Annotated in this window: 13 protein-coding genes; 6 read left to right on the top strand and 7 right to left on the bottom strand. The window is 57.7% G+C overall.

Annotated features, from left to right (window positions below; translation table 11 throughout):
* Positions 1-29: 29 nt before the first annotated feature.
* A complete protein-coding gene (locus EA472_RS06395) occupies positions 30-770 on the top strand; it encodes a CDP-alcohol phosphatidyltransferase family protein (protein ID WP_124190680.1) in 741 nt (246 codons plus the stop codon).
* Positions 771-799: 29 nt separating this feature from the next.
* On the opposite strand, the gene EA472_RS06390 is transcribed toward EA472_RS06395, so the two are convergent.
* From EA472_RS06390 to EA472_RS06380, 3 genes are all read right to left on the bottom strand, one after another.
* Positions 800-1,561 (bottom strand): phosphocholine cytidylyltransferase family protein, encoded by a 762-nt coding sequence (locus EA472_RS06390; protein ID WP_124190679.1) that lies wholly within the window; start codon positions 1,559-1,561, stop codon positions 800-802.
* Positions 1,561-2,202, bottom strand: coding sequence for a type 1 glutamine amidotransferase (locus EA472_RS06385; RefSeq protein ID WP_124190678.1), 642 nt, complete (start codon positions 2,200-2,202; stop codon positions 1,561-1,563). The genes EA472_RS06390 and EA472_RS06385 overlap by 1 nt, the downstream gene beginning before the upstream one ends.
* Positions 2,203-2,342: 140 nt before the next feature.
* Entirely contained in the window at positions 2,343-5,426 is a 3,084-nt protein-coding gene (locus tag EA472_RS06380; protein WP_124190677.1) for a PEP-utilizing enzyme, read from the bottom strand.
* A gap of 153 nt (positions 5,427-5,579) precedes the next feature.
* On the opposite strand from EA472_RS06380, the gene EA472_RS06375 reads away from it, so the two are divergent.
* On the top strand, positions 5,580-6,704 hold the full coding sequence (locus EA472_RS06375) for a glycosyltransferase family 4 protein (RefSeq protein WP_124190676.1): 1,125 nt from the start codon (positions 5,580-5,582) through the stop codon (positions 6,702-6,704).
* A gap of 28 nt (positions 6,705-6,732) precedes the next feature.
* On the opposite strand, the gene EA472_RS06370 is transcribed toward EA472_RS06375, so the two are convergent.
* Positions 6,733-7,986, bottom strand: a complete 1,254-nt coding sequence (locus tag EA472_RS06370) for a CDP-glycerol glycerophosphotransferase family protein (RefSeq protein WP_165874836.1) — start codon at positions 7,984-7,986, stop codon at positions 6,733-6,735.
* 398 nt (positions 7,987-8,384) lie between these two features.
* On the opposite strand from EA472_RS06370, the gene EA472_RS06365 reads away from it, so the two are divergent.
* The gene (locus EA472_RS06365) at positions 8,385-9,419 is read left to right on the top strand and encodes a sulfatase-like hydrolase/transferase (protein ID WP_165874835.1); all 1,035 of its coding nucleotides are present in this window, start codon (positions 8,385-8,387) and stop codon (positions 9,417-9,419) included.
* On the opposite strand, the gene EA472_RS06360 is transcribed toward EA472_RS06365, so the two are convergent.
* Both EA472_RS06360 and EA472_RS06355 read right to left on the bottom strand, forming a co-directional pair.
* Positions 9,416-10,669, bottom strand: coding sequence for a CDP-glycerol glycerophosphotransferase family protein (locus tag EA472_RS06360; protein WP_165874834.1), 1,254 nt, complete (start codon positions 10,667-10,669; stop codon positions 9,416-9,418). The two genes, EA472_RS06365 and EA472_RS06360, sit on opposite strands and share 4 nt — an antisense overlap.
* A 126-nt stretch (positions 10,670-10,795) precedes the next feature.
* Entirely contained in the window at positions 10,796-12,058 is a 1,263-nt protein-coding gene (locus EA472_RS06355; protein ID WP_124190672.1) for a hypothetical protein, read from the bottom strand.
* A 120-nt stretch (positions 12,059-12,178) separates the two neighbouring features.
* On the opposite strand from EA472_RS06355, the gene EA472_RS06350 reads away from it, so the two are divergent.
* Both EA472_RS06350 and EA472_RS06345 read left to right on the top strand, forming a co-directional pair.
* Positions 12,179-13,633 (top strand): oligosaccharide flippase family protein, encoded by a 1,455-nt coding sequence (locus tag EA472_RS06350; protein WP_124190671.1) that lies wholly within the window; start codon positions 12,179-12,181, stop codon positions 13,631-13,633.
* Between the two features lie 70 nt (positions 13,634-13,703).
* The gene (locus EA472_RS06345) at positions 13,704-14,687 is read left to right on the top strand and encodes an SDR family oxidoreductase (RefSeq protein WP_124190670.1); all 984 of its coding nucleotides are present in this window, start codon (positions 13,704-13,706) and stop codon (positions 14,685-14,687) included.
* Positions 14,688-14,738: 51 nt separating this feature from the next.
* On the opposite strand, the gene EA472_RS06340 is transcribed toward EA472_RS06345, so the two are convergent.
* A complete protein-coding gene (locus EA472_RS06340; RefSeq protein WP_124190669.1) occupies positions 14,739-15,701 on the bottom strand; it encodes an NAD-dependent epimerase/dehydratase family protein in 963 nt (320 codons plus the stop codon).
* Positions 15,702-15,927: 226 nt separating this feature from the next.
* On the opposite strand from EA472_RS06340, the gene aglF reads away from it, so the two are divergent.
* Entirely contained in the window at positions 15,928-16,659 is a 732-nt protein-coding gene (gene aglF, locus EA472_RS06335; protein ID WP_124190668.1) for a UTP--glucose-1-phosphate uridylyltransferase AglF, read from the top strand.
* Positions 16,660-16,715: the final 56 nt, after the last annotated feature.

Below are 16,715 nucleotides of genomic sequence, written 5' to 3'. Positions count from 1 at the left end.
TTTGGTACGAGGAACGAAACCACCGAGCGATGTCTGATTCGTCGGTTTCGCCGAGCGAGCTGAAACGGCAACACCCCGACGAGAAACGTCAGTCGGACTTTCAAAACCACTTCTGGGCGTTTCTCGTCGTTCGCCCGCTCTCGTTCTACGTCGCACCGCTGTTCCTTCGATTCGGGCTCGGGGCCAATCACGTTACCGCGATCGGTGCGGTCGTTCTGTGTGTCGGGCTCGTCTCGATCGCAACCGGGACGTCGTTCACCGCGCTCGCTTTCGGTGCCGTACTGCTCAACCTCTGGTACCTTCTCGACTTCGTCGACGGCGTCGTGGCCAGATACAACGAAACTTCGAGCGCGTTCGGCGCGTTTCTGGACTGGTTCGTCGGCGTGATTTATCACGTGGCGACCCCGTTCGTCGTCGCCGTTGCGCTCTACAGAACGGACGCGTTCGCTTTTCTCGAGGTGAGTGCAATACTCTGGTTCGGCGTCGCCACCGTCGAGGTCGTCTTCCGCCTCGTCCGATGGCTCGTCCTGTACAAGACGACGCAGCTGCTGCCGGCGACCGACGAAGAGCCGTCCACCGATCTCGAGATCACCCCCGGAATGCTCGCCGGCGTCGTATCGAGCTTCAAAGCCCCACTACTCTTTCTCGGCGTCGTCCTCGGCGCGATCGACCTCTGGTTGCTCCTCTACGCCGCGTACACGGTCGCGATCTTCGGACCCGAACTGCTCATCCACGCTCGACGCCTCTCTCGGTACGATCGGAGTCGGTGACCCGTCGTGTTTCGAGCGATCGTTGCGCCCTACAGCGACAGAATCTCCGACAGCTCTCCCGACCGGTACAGTTCGCGGTAGGTCTCGAGGTCCTGGGTCGAGTCAACCTCGAGCCACTTCCCGTCCACGGGAACCCCTTCAACGTTCCAGCCGCCGTCGATCAACCGCTGTAAAAACGCCGTCGTGTCGATCGAGACGTAGCCGTCCGCACCCGCCTCGAGCGACCGGTACTCCTCGACGAGTTCGTCGACGTGATCCGCGCGCACCTTCAGCAGGCCGGTGTACTGGGCGTCGATCTCGTCGTAGTCGTCGGTGTCGCCGCCGATCTCGTGGATTCGGCCGTCGTCGTCCATCGAGAGCGTCTCCGCGTCGTCGAGCGGATCGTCGAACCGAAGCTCCCAGAGCCGCCGCCACTCGCGGTCGACGACCACGCACAGCGGCGCGTCGCACTCGAGCAGCGCGTCGACGACCGCCTCCTCGTAGACGATGTCGCCGTACGAGATGACGAGGTCGTCGTCCTCGGGAAACGCGTCGGCGGCACAGAACAGGCTGTAGATCATGTCGGTCTCGTCGTAGACCGGGTTGTGCACCGTTTCGTAGCCGCGGTCTCGAATCTCGTCGGCGCAGTGGCCGGTGACGACGACCTGTTCGTCGACGCCCGCCGCTTCGAGCGTGTCGACGTTTCGTTCGAGCAGCGACCGGCCGCCAAGCTCGACGAGCGGTTTCGGGAGATCCTCCGTGATCGGTCGCAGCCGGGTTCCTTCCCCGGCGGCGAGGTGAACGGCTTTCATCAGTACCGACCACCGAACAGACGCTCGAAAAGCTGGCGATCCACCGCGGCCGCCGGCGAGTCGCGTTCGGGGTGCCACATCACGCCGACGATCGGCCGGTCCGGCACGGCGAGACCCTCGATCGATCCGTCCTCGGCGACGGCGATCGTCTCGAGCGGCTCCGCGACGTCCTCGCGCTCGATTCCGTAGCCGTGGTAACTGTTGACCGTGATCGGCTCCTCCGGCGCGAAATCGACGCCGCGTTCGAACCGAACGCGGTGGTCGCGAGCGACGTGATCCTCGACCCGACCGAGCGATCCGCCGAAGTGGACGTTCAGAAGTTGAATCCCGCGACAGACGGCGAGGACGGGGAGTTCCTCGTCGAGCGCGTACTCGAGGGCGGCTGCCTCGAACTCGTCGCGCTCCGGGGCGACGTTCTCGGCGTCCGCGAGGTGACGCAGATCGTTGCCGCCGGTGAGGACGAGGCCGTCGACCGCGAGCGCCTCGAGGTAGTCGGCCGGATCGTCGACCAGGTTCGCCAACGGGATCGGAACGTGTCCCATCGATTCGACGAGTTCGGCCCAGCGCTGATCGAGACAGTCGCGTCGCTCGTCGTACTCCTCGACGACCTCGACGCGTTGGGTGATGCCGAGACGTCCCATCGACGGGAGTTGGCGCTCCACTCAATTGAATACAGCGAAAGATCCTCCGGTTCGGTATCCGGGGCGAAGTCGTCGGCGGTCGTTCGACGGTCGGGGAGCATCGCCGACACGCGTTCGGCCGGCCGTCGACCGAGACGTCGTTAGCGCTCCCGGATCGTCCGTCCGGAGCAATCGAGCTCGAGGACGTCGGCCGCGCGCAGCTGTTCGTACCGGTTTTCGCCGACGCCGATGGCGGCCGGGAGGTCGAACTCGGCGGCGCGAATGGCCATGTGGGAGTTCGCCCCGCCGTACATCGTGACGAGCCCCGCGATGTCGTGGCCGAACAGCCAGTCGTATCCGGGATCGGCCTGCGGGATGAGCACGATCCGATCGTCGAGGTCCGTCGTCGTCTCGTCGATCGTCTCGATTTCCACGACCTCCGCCCTGATCGTCCGGTCCGTGACGAAGTTCGCCTCGCGGGCGGGTCGCTCGAACACGTCGAAATCGGCGTCGTCGAGCAACAGCGGCGGAAGCTCGACCGACTGGGCGACGACGTGACGACGCCGTCCCTCTCGAGCCCGGTTCGCGAGCCACGCTCCGATTTCGCCCGGCGGGTGGTTCGCGGACAGTTCGAAGAGGTCCTCGAGCGGAACGTGCGAGAGCTGTTCCCTGTCGAGGCCGTGGCGCTCGCCGAACGCCGCGAGCTGTTCGATCGCCTCGCTCAGGTTCCGCGAGAAGACGAACTTCGCGTACTCCCGTCCCTCGATGGCGCTCGTGAGGAACTCGACGAACCGATCGCAGTCGGCCGGCAACCCGATCGTTTCGAGTTCGTCTTCGATCGCGGCTCGCGTCCCCTCGTCCCACGCGTCACCGGGATCCGGGTGGGACGGAGGTTTCTCTGCCGACTCGGCCACCGGCCGGAGGTACGTCTCCGGATCGTTCGCGTAGGCCGGCGACGTGATCTCGTAGGTTCCCGGCCGGAGGTGGCCGTAGCGCTCGACGAACGCCTCCCACGCCAGCTCGCCGGCCGCGACGCGGTGGCCGTCGCGTTCGAACTCCCGTGCGACCGTGTTGAGCGAGTTGAGAAACCGGGCGACGTCTTCGCTCTCGAGGACCCCCTTTCGCTCGAGCGAGCGCAAAAGCGAGACGGCGACGAATCCGGACCGGGCGAGGTGGGCGAACGGGAGCGTACCGAACCGCCGACAGTCCTCGAGGAGCGCTCGCGCCTTCCGAAGCGGCGGGAGCTCGCTCCCGTCGATCTCGGCGTACCGCTCCTCGAGTCGATCCACCCGCTCGTAGTCGTCGTCGACGCGGTCGAACGCGGTGTGGGTGATCCCTTTCAATCCTTCCCGGAGCGGCTCGAGTTCGTCCAGCGTGAAGCCGGCCTCGAGCATCGGCTCGGCCCGGGTCTCGAAGTCGAACGTGAGACACGTGATCGCGATCTCGAACTCGACCTTGTCGTGGAGTTCGGGGTTCGCCTCGAGGCGGTCGAGGGAGTACGAAACGAGTCGCTCGGCGAGTTCGTCCGGAACCGAGGCGGGAACGAACGAGTTGAACACGGCCCGGACGTCGACGTACGGCTGGCCCGCGAAGCTTCGCATCAGCGGCTGCGGTCGCACGTCGCGGTAGCCGTACTCGGCGCGCTGGCGGGCCCAGACTTCGTCCATGACGAGATACCGGTACAGCGAGTCGGCGAGCAGCTTCGGCTTGCGACCGATGATCTCCGCCGGATTCCAGTCGGGCATCACGCCGAAAATCGTCCGCTCGCCGAGGACGAACGGCGATGGAGCCTGCGCCTCGTGGAAGCGTCGTCGGGCCTCGTCGACGGTTTCGGCGATCGCCCCGTCGTCCACCGTTTCGTCGGCGGGGTCGAGCGCCATCGGCCTGACCTGCAGCACGTGGACCGTCCCGTCGGCCGTGGTGGCGAACTCGACGTCGAGGCTGTCGTGTCCGATCACGTCCTCGAGTTCGCGGACGGCGGCGAGGACGTCCTCGAGCGAGATGCCCGCCGGCGCCTGGGCGTGGCTGGTGACGACGTCCTCGACGTCGGTCGCCCCATCGAGCTGTGCTTTGCGGACGATGGCGGTTCGGATGGCCTCGCCGCTGCCGTCGGTGACCGACTCGGTGCTCCCGGTGGCCGCGTCGTAGTTGATCACGTAGTACGGACTGCCCGTCTCGACCGACCGGGTCATCACGACGCCGCTGTGGTCGACGTCGGTCAGCATCGGCTGGACGAGGACCTGATCGTCCGGGTTTCCGTTCGGATACGAGTCGACGACCTGCTGGATCGCCCCCTCGAGCGCGGTCGGATCGTCGACCGGAACGTCGAGGACGCTCTCGAACCTGCCGGCGTTCGACTCGTCCCAGGTGTCCTCCGCGAGCGCGCTGCTGCGAACGATGACGTCGTCGTCGAACGTCGCCCGAACCCCCCCGAGGACGGCGTCCGGGTCCGCTTCCCACTCGCCCGCGGTGAACGTGTACTGATCCTCGATGACGCTGCGCTCGACGACCGACTCCAGTCGCCGAAGCGTGTTCGCCTTCGTATCCAGGACGAACCGCGCCAGGTCGTCCGCGGTCTCGAGTTCGGCCCAGTTGCCGCGTACGTCGACCGGAGCGACGTCCACGTCGACGTTGAGCAGTCTGACGAGCGACGGCAGGTCGTCCGTCTCGTCGACCACGCCCGCGCTCGCCAGCTCGAGCAGCCGCTCGATGCAGTCGGGCGAGAGACGCAACAGGCCCGTGAACTCCGCGTCGGTCTCCGCGAGCGGCACCTCCGTGCTAATCGCCGCGATTTCGCCGCCCTCGAGTCGCACTTTCTCGGCGCGCTCGAGGCTCTCCTCGTCGCGGTCGGTGTATCGAGTCCGCCACTCGGTGTCGACGGCGACGGTGGCGTCCCCCGCGTCCTCGCGGAGGGACTCGACGACGTCCGCCTGGAAGACGGTGTCGGCGTAACAGACGTACAGCTCCCGCTCGTCGGGCAGCGGCGCCGACAGCAGCGAGCCGACGGTGCCGGACTCCTCCCAGTCTTCGTTTCGCGAGAAGTGAATGTCGGGATACTGTTCGATCACCTCGTCGATCCGATACCCGCCGACGAAGTGGATCTCGGGTTCCTCGAGTTCGTGCTGGAAGCTCTCGAGGAGCCAGTCGAGAGCGCGCCTGTCGCCGGACGTTCGCGTGAGCGCGGCGGGGTCGGTGCCGGAGAAGGGTTGGCCGGCACCGAGAATAACGACAACTGGAGGCTGCATTGACAGCGGGGGAGATGAACTACTGAAATAAATAAGCACTCCTTCTGCGTGTCAGGTCGATTCTATTACGACTCGTATTGTTCCGGTGCACAATTTGGCGAGTCCGAGGTCAAAACATCTATCAGGTGAGTTTGTATAGGAGATGGTAATCGAATGGCCGGAGAGATTAGCGTGTGTCACGTCGTGAACGTCGTTCGGGACACCAGCATGCCAGGCGATCTTGCGACGACGCAGGCGACGCTCGACGAAATTGAAACCGTCGGCATTCTCGCCTGGAAAGGCGTCGAACCGTTTCGAAACATGGACTCGATTGAGATTCACAACCTCGACGTTTCCGATAGTTCCTATCGAGTTACTCCTACACAGTATCGTGAGGCGAGGTCCGTGCTAGAAGAGTACGACATCGTCCACACTCATCACAATCACTCGGGATTTTACGCGAAGCTCATCGCTAACCGGCTCGGCAAACCGATCGTGGTAACGGAGCACAACAACCACGGCGGCTTTACGCGAAAAGGTCGAATCGCGAACGGACTCACAAATGCGCTGGCCGACGAGGTCGCTTGCGTTTCTGAATCCGTTCGAGACTCTTTCGCGTGGTGGGAAAATCGTCTCGTCTCGAACTCGTCCGTATCCGTGGTTGAAAACGGCGTGGACCTCGAGCGGCTCGAAAGTGCCCGCGAAACTGACTGGAGTATCCACGACGTTGCAGACATCCATCCCGACGCAATTGTCGTCGGGTCGGCCGGAATGCTCACCGAACAGAAGGCTCACGACGTGTTGATCGACGCCGTCGACCGAGCGAACGCGAACTACGATCGACCGATCGAACTCGTCATTTCGGGCGATGGTCCGCTCCGTTCCGAACTCGAGCGACAGATTTCTCTTGCTAAACACAGCTCTCGTCTCCACTTACTGGGATTCCTCGAGGAACGGCGACAGGTATACAAGATGATGGACGAGATCGACATCTACGCGATGCCGTCTCGATGGGAGGGGTTCTGCGTCGCCGCACTCGAGGCACTCGCAGTAGAGAACGCGTGCGTCTTCTCTGATATCCCGGAATTTCGAAGCCCGTTCGAGGATGTTGCGTCCTTTCACGAGGTCGATAATCCAGAACATTGCAGTGAAAAAATAGTATCACTTGTGAAGAACGACGATTATCGAAATCACATAGCTCGAGAAGCAAAATCCCTCGTCACGAGTGAGTACACACTAGAGAAAACTGCGAGAAGATATTTTGACAAATACCTCGATTCTTCCTCGATACGTGTCTGAGTAGATTCTGAAATGGCTTTTTATTATTCTACTGCGATAAATTTTGCATAACGCTTGCAAGGAACTGTTGGTCTGGATCAGGAAGTAACGCTTTTGCTACAAATTCGCGATCATCTGCATAATACTGGTTGTCGTTGAGACTCAACTCTAACTCAGTGGTCAAATCATTAAGACGATCGACTTTTGGACCGGGGAAGTATGTTCCGTAATCGAGTGCCAACCCCTTACTACGAAAGTAGTCCGTACCTGTATCCTTAACAAAGATGATTGGTCTATCGAGTGGGAGGTATTCTGTATATATCGACGAATAATCCGTTACGAGCACGTCAAAATATGGGAGAATTTCGGTAGATGAGGGTGAGAACGAGTGTCCTGCGTACTTGATCACGGAACCGTCAACCACGTCATCGTACGTTCCAGCCCGTTCTTCGGAAATGTGCGTTCGTATGTAGAGTTCGGCGTTCCAAGAAGCTAATTCCGCACGAAGCGTTTTGATATCGAAATCATCGAACGGAAACAGTTTCGTCAATCCATACGAACCTCTGTGAGTCGGTGCGTATAGAATTCGGTATTGAACATCGTCTGCTTCTAGTGTCCGTTGCGTTTCTTTCGGGACGATTGGTTTTGCGCCCTCTGAGTCTATCAGTTCGTAGAGCCGGTCGTATTTTGGATAGCCACACTTTTGAATAAGTGCTGGTTGTATCCCGTCCGCTGCAGACCGGTAGAATCGCTCAATATCAGTGGAAACAGTATAGAGATCGACGGCTGTGGATATCCTCGACAAAAACGGCTTTTGATAGGAGAGGCTATTGAGTCTCTTTTCACGCTGTTTTTCCTGAGAATCTCTCCGTAAGTTACCGCTCCCTTTAGCAAGCCCGTGATAGATCTGTACGAAGTTTCGTTTTGGATCACTGTTTAGGAATCGGTGATAGAGCAAATCTCTCGAGTTTCGGATAAACGTTATCCACGATTCTATTAACGCTGTTTGGAGTAATTCACTCCGATACGAAACCGCTTCAATATTCAAATTAAGTAAATCTAATTGAGACACGAGTTCTTCGTGCGTCTGATGGAATCGGTCGAGAGATTCTACGACCAAATATACTGTTGTAATTGCGGGATGATTCTCGGCTAAAAGAACGAGTGATAGTGTATCCGCATCTAACGTCGATTCCCGCAACGTTACCGCAATCGTATCATTGCGAGGCCCACTCTGTCGCGTTTCCTGAACACGGAACGCTACTGCATCGTAGATCTTCTGTGATCGATCAAGCAATTTCAAGTCACCTTGCAAGTCCTGCGTCGAGAAGTAGATTCAACCGAGTAGAAAATACTTTCCGGGATACATACAGAGTATAGAGAAAGCACATTATGAATATCGCGACGCACTATTGCGCATCTACTATTGTTAGTGGTAGGAAATCGATATGTATCTTATGAATTTGAAACCGCCATCTACCGAGAGGGTACCCAATGAGATTTACCCTCTGAGACAATCGACAGCGGGGGGCGGATTCGATCAAATTGAAGAAGTATAATCTCATGAGTATATCATCAACCGATTCCTTACGAACGTTATCGAATCGAACTACTGTCGAGAACGTTGTCTTATTCATTTCAGACACGCTGAGATCTGACCATCTTCCAAAACGGGTCGGGAGGTCAGGTATCGCTGGAAAGATGATTACGCCCTCGACAGGAACGCTCCAAAGCGTTTCAGCGATAACGACTGGGCAATACCCCAGCCGACACAAGTTGTGGCGTAAAGATCGAGAGCAGCTCGCTAAACGACCCGAACTGTTTGAGTCGAGGCCAAATTATGGACTTGGTGCGGATACGAGCTGGGTTTTTCTCGATTCCTCTGAAAAGCCGATCGTCAAAGTACATCGACTAAATGGAGAAACAAGAGTTACGGATCTGAAACCGCCGTTCGTATACGTAGAACTCGATAAAGGCGGACACAGTCCGTACGGAATTCCCTTCGAGGAACAACCCGATGACGAGACGTTTTGGCGAGGCAGATCGAACGAAGAGCTGAAGAAATTGTACGAAAGGGGGGTACAGAAATCTACAGAGCGTTTTCACGAGTTAGTTGACACGCTTTCTGCGATGGGTGTATTGGAAGAAACGTTGGTCGTTTTTCTCGGGGATCACGGCGAACTTCTCGGTGAGGTGAAATACGGCGGGTTCTACGGTCACGCTTCTCCGTTGGTTCCCGAAGTTGTGACCGTTCCAGTCGTATTTCTCGGAGCGGGGCTGCCAAAAAACGAACAGTACGAACCGATAATTTCCGGAGTCGACATCGCGCCGACGTTACTAGCCGCTATGGGAAAATCCGTTCCCGACTATATGGACGGTGATAACCTGTGGGATACGGCACCCGAAATGGATCGCATCGTTCGATCTGAAACGATCCAACTCGGTGAGGGAGGTGTGATCGACAGCATCGCTCCGCGACCAGTCCCGGCCTACTCTGCGGTTTCGTTCTGGGATCGATCAGGCGGATACGTGTTCCATCAAAATAACGCTCTCGTTCGCTTCGTCATGAGCCAGTACTGGAAACTGATTGGCTCCCCTCCGGCATCTCTCACCCGGAAGAATTGGACGCCCGGCAATCACAAACGGATGCTCGAGATCCACTGTCGCAACCAACTCACGTTTGGTGACCCGAACTTCACCCCGGACGATCTCTCCATTCCATCACTCGACTACTAATTCCGAGCGGGTCTCGTGTTGAGTACGTTCTCGAGAAAGGTCTTTGATCGTGGTGGCAGGAACGTCCGTCGAACGAACTCACGCTCATCTCGATAGCCGTCATCACCGCCCGAAAGCGATTCTAGCTCCTCGAGAAACTCTTCCGTGCTCTGTATCTTGGGCCCCGGAAAGTACCGGTCGTAGTCGAACGCAACCCCTATCGTTCGCATAAACCGCTCGTGATCTTGAGAGAAAAACACGATCGGACGATCGAACGGTAAGAACTCGAAGTATATCGAGGAGTAATCCGTTACGAGGACGTCCACGAACGGAAGCAGCTCGGTGGACATCGGTGCGAACGAGTGCCCTGCGTACCTGATCGTTTCACCGTCTACGACGTCGTCGTACAGCCCTCGTCGCTCGTCGTTGACGTGCGTCCGCACGTAAATTCGGATATTACGTTCTGACAAGAACTCGCGTATCTGTTCGATAGCCGTCTCCGACGACGCGAGAAACGGCGGCTCGTAGTATCCGTGACGCTGCGTCGGTGCGTAGAGTACGGTGAATACGTCGTCTTGTAGCTCTCGTTTGGCTTCCTCGGGGAGAACGGGTTCTTCCTCGCCGGCCTCTAGCTCGCGTATTCGGTCGAACCGCGGATATCCGAACTTCTGTAACCTGTCGGGATGGAACGTTTCTGCTGTTGCCCTACTGTACAGTTCGACGTCGGATTCGACAGACTGTACGTCGAGTTCGCGCCTGAAGCGCGAGAGTAGATCAGAGCGTTTCTGTTCGGTTTTCGACGGTCGAAGCGTTCCGTACGCTTTCGCGATCACGCCGTGAAAACTCGAGGTATACGTTCTGTTCGAATTTCGATCGAGAAGTCGATACGTAGCTAGCGACGATCGGTTACAGAGATAGATTAGCGACGAAGCGGCCAATGCTTCACAGAATCTCTTACTGTGTGCAGTTACGACTTCAATCTCGAGATCAAGATTGCGGAATTCGTGGATAATATCGTTATTTAGTTCCTCGAATTCGCTTCGATCGGTTACGGTGAGATACAGCCTTGAAAATGATTCATCTTTCTCGAGTTGTTGGATCAGTGCGAAGCTATCTGCGCCAAGTGTTGATGACCTGAGGTCTATCAGTGTGGTTCCTGAATCGACATCTATTTTGAAATCATTAAAAAAGAAGTAAACACTTCCCGGATACTGCTTAACGTATCTTGTCGTTTCAAAAATAAAATCTAATAAGCCATCCTCACGCAGCACGTTAAAACCACGTTGAATGAGAGAGAGCATATTCTTGAGTTATCCCATTCTAATATATACTCACTTCGATAGTAGATGATTTATGGCGTAGGCGGTTCCATGACATGCATGCTTTATTGTAGTATCTTAATCGGTTAGTGTTACAAATCCCTTTTGTTCCTCCAATTCACGAATTTTTGCTGCTACCGATTCACCAATCAATTTATTCCCCATTGCACTATGGTGTCCATTTGTACCTTCACCTGAATATAATTCACTAATATCCTCGATATGTCCAACAATTTCATATCTCGTATCAAGTACATGTAGACGAGGATATTCCGACCGGAGACGATCATTAATTGATTGATCGATTGAGCCATGCTCTAATTCATACTCAATGTATTTTCCACTGAAGAGTGGCAGATACAATGGAACAGCATTGCGAGAACAAGCAAACTCAACAAATTCTCCAATAATCTCACAATAGAGATCCTCACACTCTATGATTACCTGTTCATGATACTCATACTGTTCCATTTTCCGCATATGATCCCATCGATCTCGAGGTATCGTGATCGGGATATTGACTGAATCCAGAGCAAAGTTAGCTATGCTAGTCAATGCGTGTGGAATATTTGCAGGGTTTCGACAGAACCGGAGTGTATACGGCCGATACAGCCGTCGAGGATGAAACCAATTTTCATAATGGTAATCGTTCGAACGAAGGAATTCGGCCTGCTCTTCTAATTGGAGAATATCTTCCCGTGAATTAGCTATACACGGTATTTTTTCAAGACAGTCTCCGCTGAAGCAAAATCGTGGTTTAACAGCGAAAGTATTCCCAAATTCCGAATAATGTTTCCAAACACTGAGAATTCGAGGAATTGAGTGGGATAACGCCGCCATCACCACATAATCGGCTGGATCATCGTCAAATCGTCGTTTCAACCGCAACAATGCCTGGTCGACCCCGTAATTCCCGACGCCGTAGTTGCTGACATGTGTTTCTAATTCGTCCGAAAGATAGTGTTGGAATGTCTCGTTATCTTGAACATCGCGGCAAAAGCAATACGAGTCACCATATGTAGCGACGTTTGGTCCGGATGACTCTCGATCCTTTGAACAAATTCGACTTCCATATTCATCTGTTGAATAAGTGACCCGGTCAGCTTCCGGATCATTCGGTGATGAGTGTCCTGTATCTTTTTTTCTTTGTTCATTCGGCTGTCGCTCCCAGCCGAGTTCGGAGTCGAAGCTGTCAAATTTTTCAATTGACTCTGGCTTTATTTCCGGGAATTCGGCTTTAGGGGCAAATGAAAGTCTAACCAGAAGATATTTTGCTAAGGATTCAAGGCATACAAAGAGAATTATCGATAGAGCAATCACAAAGCCGATTTGCAGCCACATGGTTCTTTAGAATCGGCTGATTATATATAAATTGTCGGTGATAGCTGATCCGACTCTCAGCTTCATAAAGCAGTATATGGAAAGAGTTACGCAAGCAGCGAAAAGGATAACGGGTAGACGATGCGAATCGGCCAAACCTCTGTTATCTTCTTCATTTCGAAGTTAGCCTCGTCTCTTCTGAGCTTTTTCGCTATGGTTTATTTTGCTCGTTTGCTTGGTTCCGAAACACTTGGAATCTATTTTCTCGTCTTGGCTGTGGTCACTTGGTTTCAGTTGATTGCTACCCTCGGGTTAACAAAGGCTGTTATTAAACGACTCAGTGAAGGCGACGAAGCATCCGAATTCGTTACTGCGGGATTGACCCTCCAGTTCACTATTCTCGGCGGTCTTATTGGAATTATCTTTCTATTCCGAGAGTACATTGAAGCATACATCGGCGCAACGGTCGCTGAACTCGCCGTCTTCATCTTAGCTGCTAATATCCTGTTTAGTTTCATAGGAGGGGTTTTGAAGGGGTCTCATAGGGTCCATACCTACGCAATCCTCGATATTGGTGGCAATGCTGGTCGGTCAATACTCCAACTCGGTGCCGTTGCTGCCGGATTTGGCTTAACAGGTCTGCTCATCGGACATGCTGCCGGAACAGCTATTATTATCGTTCTTTCACTCTTTGCAATCTCAGTTGGAGTCCACACACCGCAGAAACGTCACTTTGTCAGTTTATTATCGTACGCAAAATATGCGTGGCTCGGTGGATTCCAGAGAAAGACATTTTCCTGGATGGACACCATTGTACTTGGATTTTTCGTCTCAGCTGGACTCATCGGCATCTACGAAATCGCCTGGAACATCGCCTCTTTCATGGCGATATTTAGTATCGCTATCAGCCAGACGCTCTTTCCCGAAATCAGTGACGCCTCGAGTGACGAGCAACTCGACACCGTTTCTTCGTACCTTCGTGACGGAATTACATACTGTGGTCTCTTTCTCATTCCGGGCTTGTTCGGGAGCGTTCTCATCGGCGAGCAAATTTTAGCGATTTACGGCGAAGAGTTTACCCAGGGCGTATACATTCTCACGTTGCTCATCTTCGCTCGGTTGATCTACTCGTATCAACGACAATTCACGACGACGTTGAATTCCATCGATCGCCCCGATCTCGCGTTTCGCGTGAACGTCGTCTTCGTCGGTTCCAACCTCGCGCTGAACGTCGGCATGATCTGGGCGTACGGGTGGATCGGTGCCGCAGTCGCGACCGCTTGCTCGGCGGCAATTGGACTGGTGGTCGGGTACTGGTACGTGCGAAAAACAGTGTCGTTCGACGTGCCGGCCCTCGAGCTCGGAAAACAGTGGATCGCCGCACTCGTAATGGCTCTTCTCGTCGCCGCCATCATCCAGGGGCTCGCTGCGGTGGACCAGCCCGTGACGATTCCGGTCGCGATCCTCCTCGCGGGCGTCGGTGCCGGTGCGTTTTTCACCACGCTGATCGCTATTTCGAGGAACTTCCGCACCACCGTGTTCGACAACCTTCCGTTCGACGTTCCCTGGGTACGAAACTCCGACAGTCGGTTCTAGCTCGTTCGATCGAGAGCACCTCCATCCAGACTCCGAAACGGACTAACCACCTCCGGGTTATTGGTCGAGCATGACCGTACTCGTCACCGGCGGCGCGGGCTTCATCGGCTCGCACCTCGCCGAGGCCTTCCTCGAGGAGGGCCACCGCGTCGTCACCCTCGACGTTCTCGACCCGTACTACGACCTGGGAATCAAAGAACGCAACCTCGAGCGCTGTCGGGAGGCGGCTCCGGACCGGTTTTCGTTCGTCGAGGGCTCGATCACCGACCGATCCCTCGTCGAGGACGTCTTCGAGACCCACGACCCCGACGCGGTCTACCACCAGGCGGCACAGGCGGGCGTTCGGACCAGCGTCGAGAAACCGAAGAAAGTCCACGAGATCAACACGACGGGACTCGTCCACCTCCTCGAGGCCGCAGTCGAGAGCGACGTCCGCCGGTTCGTCAACGCCTCCTCGTCGTCCGTCTACGGCGTCCCCGAGTATCTCCCCTACGACGAGGAGCATCCGAACACGCCGAAAAGTCCCTACGGCGTCACCAAACTCGCGGCGGAACACTACTGTCGCGTCTGGAACGAGATCCACGATCTCCCCACGGTCAGCCTCCGGTACTTCACCGTCTACGGCCCGCGGATGCGGCCGAACATGGCGATCACGAACTTCACCTCGCGGTGTCTCAACGGGGAGGCTCCGATCATCTACGGCGACGGCGAACAGACCCGCGACTTCACGTACGTCGACGACGTCGTCGAGGCGAATCTCGCGTTGCTCGAAACCGACGCCGCCGACGGCGAGGTGCTGAACGTCGGCTCCACCGGAACCATCACCATCCGGGAACTCGCCGAGCACGTCGTCGACGTGACCGACGCCGACGTCGAGCCCGTCCACGAGGACGCTCGAGCGGCGGACGCCCGCCACACCCACGCCGACGTCTCGAAGGCGCGCGAACTGATCGGATACGAGCCGACGACCGAGATCCGCGCTGGCGTCTCGCGGTTCGTCGACTGGTACCGGGACAACCGCGAGTGGTACGAGCCGCTGGTTCGTCGGTCGTGAGATCGCGGCGCTACGCCGCTCTTTTCTGGTCGACCGGGGACCACCCCACGCTCAGAGCGACGTCTCGGAAGCGATCTCGTCGGCGACCTCGCGGGCGACGCGTCGAACCGCCTCGTCGCTCTCGAGGGTCGGCTCCCAGCCCAGCGCGTCGAGTTTGTCGATCGAGAGGCGCATTCGGGGCACGTCGCCGGTCCAGCCGCGGTCGCCGCCGGTGTACTCGTAGTCGGGATCGACGCCGAGGACGTCGCAGACGACGTCGGCGATCCGGTCGACCGAGGTCGTCGTCCACGTTCCGAGGTTGTAGGTGTGCATCGGCCGGTCCGGATTCTCCTCTTCGGCGCGCTCGACGACGTGACACATCGCGTCGACGCAGTCGGTGACGTGGACGTAGGACTTCTCCTGTCGGCCGTCTCCGAGGATGGTCAACCGCTCCGGATCGTCGACCAGCTTCTCGACGAAGTCGGGGACGACGGCCCCGCGCAGCCGCGGCCCGACGACGTTCGCAAAGCGGAACGTCCACGCGGGGAGGCCGTGGGAGTGTGCGTACGTGGAGACGAGACCCTCCTCGCCGAGCTTGCCGGCCCCGTAGACGCTGATCGGCTCGAGCGGCGCGTGGTCCTCGGGCGTCGGCCGGGGCGCTTCGCCGTAGACCGTCGACGACGACGCGAACGCGAACCCCTCGACGCCGGCCGCCAGCGACTCCTCGAGCAGCAGGTGGGTCATCGTCGTGTTCTCGCTGAACTGCCCGCGCGGGTCCTGGTCGTTGGGGTCCTTTCGCGCGGCGAGGTGAAAGACGAGGTCGACGTCGGAGCCGACGGCGTCCGCGACGACCTCGCGATCGGTGAGGTCGCCTTCGATCCGCTCGGCGCCGTCGGGGATCCACTCGTCGCGTCCGTTCGAGTAGTCGTCGGCGACGACGACTTCGGTACCGGTTTCGAGGAGGTGCGCCGAGAGGTGCGAGCCGATGAAGCCCGCGCCGCCGGTCACGAGGGCGCGTTTCCCGCCGAGATTCATACGGTTCACGTTGGCAGTCGCCGAAAAAGGTCTTCTGGTCGCCCCGCCGACTCGGTCGCCGTCTCCGTGGTTCCTCGGCCGGTCGTCTTCTCCAATCGCACGACCCGCAACCGTCGAAGCCACACGCGACCCGCGACCGCCGAAGCCGCGCACACGCGACCCGCAACCGTCGATGTCACGGCTTCGTGCCCGAAAACCTATATGATCCACGCGCCGCACTACTGCTATGCAAGCAGTCGTGCTGGCCGCGGGCGAGGGCACCCGCCTCCGGCCGCTCACCGAGGACAAGCCGAAGGTCCTCGTGGAGGTCGACGGCAAACCGCTCCTCGAGGACGTCTTCGACAACCTCCTCGAGATCGGCGTCACGGAGCTGATCGTCGTCGTCGGCTACCGCAAGGAACAGATCATCGAGCGCTACGGCGACGCCTACGAGGGCGTGCCGATCACCTACACCCACCAGCGAGAGCAACTGGGGCTCGCCCACGCGATCCTCCAGGCCGAACCGCACGTCGAGGAGGACTTCGTCCTCATGCTCGGGGACAATATCTTCCGGGCCAACCTCGCGGACGTCATCAACCGCCAGCGCGAAGAGCGCGCGGACGCCGCCTTCCTCGTCGAGGAGGTGCCCTACGAGGAGGCGTCGCGCTACGGCGTCCTCGACACGAACGAGTACGGCGAGATCGTCGAGGTGACCGAAAAGCCCGACGACCCGCCCTCCAACCTGGTCATGACCGGCTTTTACACGTTCACGCCGGCGATCTTCCACGCCTGCCACTTGGTCCAGCCCTCCGACCGCGGCGAGTACGAACTGCCCGACGCGATCGACCTGCTCATCCAGTCCGGGCGGACGATCGACGCGATCCGGATGGACGGCTGGCGGGTGGACGTCGGCTACCCGGCGGACCGCGAGCGCGCCGAAGATCGACTCGAGGAGAGGGCGGCGGCGACGGTCGAGTGACCGTCTCGACTCGCTCACCGACGATAGCGATCGCGGTCTCGTCCGATTCTATCGCT

The sequence above is a fragment of the Natrarchaeobius oligotrophus genome (assembly GCF_003841465.1).
In the GTDB taxonomy this organism is placed as follows: domain Archaea; phylum Halobacteriota; class Halobacteria; order Halobacteriales; family Natrialbaceae; genus Natrarchaeobius; species Natrarchaeobius oligotrophus.
The sequence above is the reverse complement of the archived record's forward strand: the minus strand, read 5'-3'. Positions and strand labels throughout refer to the sequence as shown.